The organism is Sphingobium cupriresistens, from assembly GCF_004152865.1.
Classification (GTDB): Bacteria; Pseudomonadota; Alphaproteobacteria; order Sphingomonadales; family Sphingomonadaceae; genus Sphingobium; species Sphingobium cupriresistens.
In genome coordinates, this window is record NZ_SEOO01000085.1 from 1 (window position 1) to 4,832 (window position 4,832).

A 4,832-nucleotide genomic window follows, 5' to 3' on the forward strand; every position below is an offset into this window, starting at 1 on the left:
CGATTCCCCGTTGCTCCATGGAAGCGATCGCCGAAAGCGTGGTCGGCTCCATCGTTCCAACAAGGTCGGACAGTTCCTTCTGGGTTAAGCCGTCCTGGTCCCACAGGACGCGCAAGAAGTACCACATTGTCCGCCGTCGGCACCAATGGCACAGATTTGAGGTTGTGATTTAAGGAGGATCTGGGCTTCGTCGTAGTGACGAAGGAACGAAGATGAAGCCCAGATCCTCCAATGTAAAATCGCCCGCCAAGGCCCCAGCAGAGCGGGTAGTGAAGGACATCCGCCGACAGACCCGGCGCCACTTTTCGGCCGAGGACAAGATCCGCATCGTGCTGGATGGCCTGCGCGGGGAAGACAGCATCGCCGAGCTATGCCGCAAGGAAGGCATTGCCCAGAGCCTGTATTACACCTGGTCGAAGGAGTTCATGGAAGCTGGCAAGCGCCGCCTGGCCGGCGACACCGCCCGTGCCGCGACCACCGGAGAGGTCCAGGACCTGCGCCGCGAAGCCCGGGCCCTGAAGGAATGCGTGGCCGATCTGACACTGGAAAACCGTCTGCTCAAAAAAAGCATGGTCGCGGATGGGGGCAACGACGAATGAGGTATCCCGCATCCGAGAAGCTCGAGATCATCAGAACCGTCGAGCAGTCGCACCTGTCGGCCAAGCGCACGCTGGACCAACTCGGCATCCCTCGTCGGACATTCTACCGCTGGTATGATCGCTACCTCGAAGGCGGGCCGGAGGCGTTGGAAGATCGACCATCGGCGCCGAGCCGGGTGTGGAACCGCATCCCGGCGGGCATCCACGACCAGATCATCGAGCTGGCGCTGGAACAGTCTGAGCTGAGCCCCCGGGAACTGGCCGTACGCTTCACCGATGGGCAGCGCTACTTCGTGTCGGAATCCACGGTTTACCGCTTGTTGAAGGCCCACGACCTGATCACCAGCCCGGCCTATGTCGTGATCAAGGCTGCCGATCAGTTCCACACGAAAACCACGCGGCCGAACGAGATGTGGCAGACCGACTTCACCTACTTCAAGATCATCGGGTGGGGCTGGATGTATCTGTCGACCGTGCTCGACGACTTCTCACGCTACATCATCGCCTGGAAGCTGTGCACCAACATGCGAGCCGAGGACGTCACCGACACGCTGGACCTCGCCCTGGCGGCTTCTGGTTGCGACAGCGCCACGGTGCTGCACAAACCCCGGCTACTCAGCGATAATGGCCCCAGCTACATCGCGGGTGAGCTGGCGGAATACATCGAGGCCCGGAAGATGAGCCATGTCCGCGGCGCCCCGTGTCATCCCCAAACCCAGGGCAAGATCGAGCGCTGGCACCAGACCCTGAAAAACCGCATCTTGCTGGAAAACTACTTCCTGCCCCGCGACCTCGAAGCCCACATCGAGACCTTCGTCGAGCACTACAATCACCAGCGATACCACGAGAGCCTGGCCAACGTGACGCCTGCCGACGCCTACTTCGGCAGGGCTCCGGCAATCATCAAACTGCGCGAAAGGATCAAGCGACAGACCATCGATCATCGGCGCTTGCAGCACCGCAAGTTCGCCGCCTAACATCAACCCCCTGACGAGGTCCGCACTCCGCTAATCTACGCCGCGAGTTGTGCCGAATGTTCTGACGACGGACAGGACGAAGAGGCGGATATCATGCGGACCGTATCGACAGATGTCGACGCTCTCGGGGACGTCCGCGCTTGATGATGTCCCTGCCGCCCATTGCCGGGCTCGACGCGGATGCCGTCAGTCATTTCGTCCAGTCCGTACTCAAGGAGGATCTGGGGCTAGGTGGTGATGTCACCACCGACCTCACCATCCCCGCCGACGCACGGCTGATCGCGACGATCCAGACTCGCGAGCAGATTGCCGTTGCGGGCATCGATCTCGCCCAGGTCTTCTTCGAGGCCCTTGATCCCGATGTCCGGGTCGAGCGGCTTGCCAGGGATGGAGATGAGCTCCAGGCGGGTGCCCCGATCATGCGCGTGGAGGGTCGCGCCCGCCCGATGTTGTCGGCGGAGCGCTCGGCGCTGAACACGCTGCAGCACCTCACCGGTATTGCCACCCTTACTCGAAGCTATGCCAACATGATCGCGGGCACGTCGTGCATCCTGCTCGACACCCGCAAGACCATACCCGGCCTGCGCGCAATTGAGAAATATGCTGCCCGCATGGGCGGGGCGCACAATCATCGTATGCGGCTCGACGACGGCATCCTGATCAAGGACAATCATGTCGCGATCTGCGGCTCGATCGAGGCGGCCGTGCGCGCGGCCAAGGCGGGCAAGTCAGCACTCCCGGTCCAAGTCGAAGTCGACACAATCGACCAGATCGAGCCGGCACTGAAGGCAGGCGCCGATCGGCTGCTCTTCGACAATATGTCGGTCGAAATGCTGCGCGAGGGTGTGGCGCTGGTTGCGGGCCGCGTGCCGATCGAAGCGTCAGGTGGCGTGCGGCTCGATACCATCCGTGCGATCGCGGAAACGGGAGTTACTTACGTCTCCGTCGGCCGCATTACGCAGAGCGCACCGGCTGCCGATATCGGTCTCGATTACACAATAGCGGCTTGATGGTGCTGTCCGTCGAGGAAACGTTCTTCCGGATGCTGCGCAATCGCGAGTTCGATGCCGCCGAGCTTTCGATGTCATCGTATTGCGTGACTCTGGGCCGGGACAATCCAGACTTTATCGCCATCCCGGTGTTCCCGTCACGTTTCTTCCGTCATTCCTGCATCTTCGTGTCGGCCAAGAGCGGCATCGAAAAACCGTCCGACCTTGTCGGCAAGCGCATCGGCGTCCCGGAATATCAGATGACCGCGCCGGTCTGGATCCGCGGTATCCTGCAGGACGAATATGGCATCGACCCGGCGTCGGTCACTTATGTCACGGGCGGCGAGGAAGAGCCGGGCCGTGAGGAAAAGCTCAAACTCAATCTGCCGGACAAGTTCAAGGTTGAGCCGATCGGGCCAAACCAGACGCTGACCCGGATGTTGGCTGATGGCGAGATCGACGCGCTGCACACCGCGCGTGCTCCATCGACCTTCTATTCGGAACCGCACAATGTGCGGCGCCTGTTCCCGGACTTCGTCCAGGTCGAGAAAGCCTATTTCGGCAAGACGAATATCTTCCCGATCATGCACGTCGTTGCCATTCGCCGCGACATTTACGAGAAGAACCGCTGGATCGCACAGGCGCTCTACAAGGCGTTCGTCCAGGCGCAGCAGCTAACCTACGAACAGCTGCGCGTCTCAGCCTCGCTCAAGACGATGCTGCCCTGGCAAATTGCCGCGGTCGAGGAAACGATCGCGACGTTGGGCGATCAGTGGTGGCCTTACGGAATCGAGAAGAACCGCCACGTACTCGAGACCTTCACGCGCTATCATCATGAGCAGGGTCTGTCGCCGCGCCAGCTGACGATCGAGGACATGTTCGCGCCGGAGACGTTCGCGGAGTTCAAGATCTGACGTGATGCAATCCGGGAAATGACGGGGCGGAGCATAAGCGGTGCGGGAGCAGCGTGGTTGTCGATGCTCCGTCTTTGCCGGGCTGCCGCAGGATACCCGGCGAGCGGCCGCTGACCGGTTGCGCCCTGTCAGTCCTCGGCGGGGGTGTTCGGGATAGAATCGAATTCGGCGGCGAGATTGGCTGACATGCGCGAAAGCACGTCGACGCACGTCGCAACCTCGGCCGGATCGATCCCGGCGACGGCGATGCGGTTAATGTCGATCGCATATTGCATGAGCTCCGCTTCCAGGGCTTTGCCTCGTTGGGTCAGCGTAACGCTCAACTTGCGGCGATCAACCTTGTCGCGGGTGCGCTCTACAAGCCCGTGCTGCATCATGTTGTTGATTATCGACACAGTCGTGTTTTCTGTGACGTTGGTCATGTCGCTCAGATATTTCTGGGTGACGCCGTCGCGGATCCACAGCACACGAAGGTAATACCAGAAGCCCGTCTTTAGATCGTGCTTCGCCAGCATCGCATTGAGCAGGCGATCGAACCGCCGATGGCAGCGCCGGACCTGATAACCAAGGCTCCATTCCGGATTGAGCTGGGCGGGCCTGTTGGACAAATGCACTCTCCCTGGGGCGTGTCGCCATGTTCGCCCTCCCAATGAGGCAGGGGCAACGGCTTTGATGGTGCACCTGCCCGCCAACGTCCAGTTGGATACTGACGGCAGACTGGGCCTTGCCACGCTCTGCATCGGCGTCGGCATGGGCCTTGCGCTCGCGGTCGAACGGGTCTGAATCGTGCTTCGGTGACACCCTATCTATTCCACGCGGATTGAGCGTGGGTTCTCCGGCCCTTTGAATCCCGCCCGAACTAGGGTGGCCCTCGTGCCCTTACGTCGGTTGAATATATGGCAGTCACGACCATCAAGGCCGCCGAACGAACGCCGGAATCTCGCCCTCGACCCGGATGAGAAACCGCGGGACCGTCAAGTCATAATCCATTAACAAGTCAACCGACCCACGCGGCTGGGGCGGTTGCCAAGAAGGAATGCACGCTGGTTTCGACATTCAACAGGCCCGATGGTTCGGGTCATGCAGGGCCGATTTCGATGAGCGGAGATAGCGGGGAAATCAACCTGCCGTTCGACCTGAGTATCGGATATCAAATCCGACTCACGCATCGACTTATGCAAAAGCTGCTACAGCTGAAGATCGAGCAGTTCGGCGTCACCCTGGGCATGTGGTACTTCTTGCGCGTCCTGTGGGACCAGGACGGCTTAACCCAGAAGGAACTGTCCGACCTTGTTGGAACGATGGAGCCGACCACGCTTTCGGCGATCGCTTCCATGGAGCAACGGGGAATCG

At 60.8% G+C, this 4,832-nt stretch carries 5 protein-coding genes; 4 read left to right on the plus strand and 1 reads right to left on the minus strand.

The window, feature by feature from the left end; translation table 11 throughout:
• The first annotated feature begins 212 nt into the window (after positions 1 to 212).
• The 3 genes from EWH12_RS21435 (at position 213) to EWH12_RS21445 (ending at position 3,479) form a co-directional block, all read left to right on the plus strand.
• A protein-coding gene (locus EWH12_RS21435; RefSeq protein WP_422917751.1) for an IS3 family transposase occupies positions 213 to 1,576 on the plus strand; the annotation gives its coding sequence in 2 pieces (ribosomal slippage) (positions 213 to 560 and positions 563 to 1,576; 1,362 coding nt in all).
• A 143-nt stretch (positions 1,577 to 1,719) separates the two neighbouring features.
• Positions 1,720 to 2,586 (plus strand): carboxylating nicotinate-nucleotide diphosphorylase, encoded by an 867-nt coding sequence (gene nadC, locus EWH12_RS21440; protein ID WP_062344525.1) that lies wholly within the window; start codon positions 1,720 to 1,722, stop codon positions 2,584 to 2,586.
• A complete protein-coding gene (locus EWH12_RS21445) occupies positions 2,586 to 3,479 on the plus strand; it encodes an ABC transporter substrate-binding protein (RefSeq protein ID WP_069064530.1) in 894 nt (297 codons plus the stop codon). Before nadC ends, EWH12_RS21445 begins: the two co-directional genes overlap by 1 nt.
• A 128-nt stretch (positions 3,480 to 3,607) precedes the next feature.
• On the opposite strand, the gene EWH12_RS21450 is transcribed toward EWH12_RS21445, so the two are convergent.
• Positions 3,608 to 4,087: a MarR family winged helix-turn-helix transcriptional regulator gene (locus tag EWH12_RS21450; protein ID WP_062347432.1), complete on the minus strand. Its 480-nt coding sequence runs from the start codon at positions 4,085 to 4,087 to the stop codon at positions 3,608 to 3,610.
• 489 nt (positions 4,088 to 4,576) lie between these two features.
• Here EWH12_RS21450 and EWH12_RS21455 point away from each other — a divergent pair.
• Positions 4,577 to 4,832 (plus strand): MarR family winged helix-turn-helix transcriptional regulator (locus EWH12_RS21455; protein ID WP_129927773.1); only part of this gene is annotated, 256 nt, incomplete at its 3' end.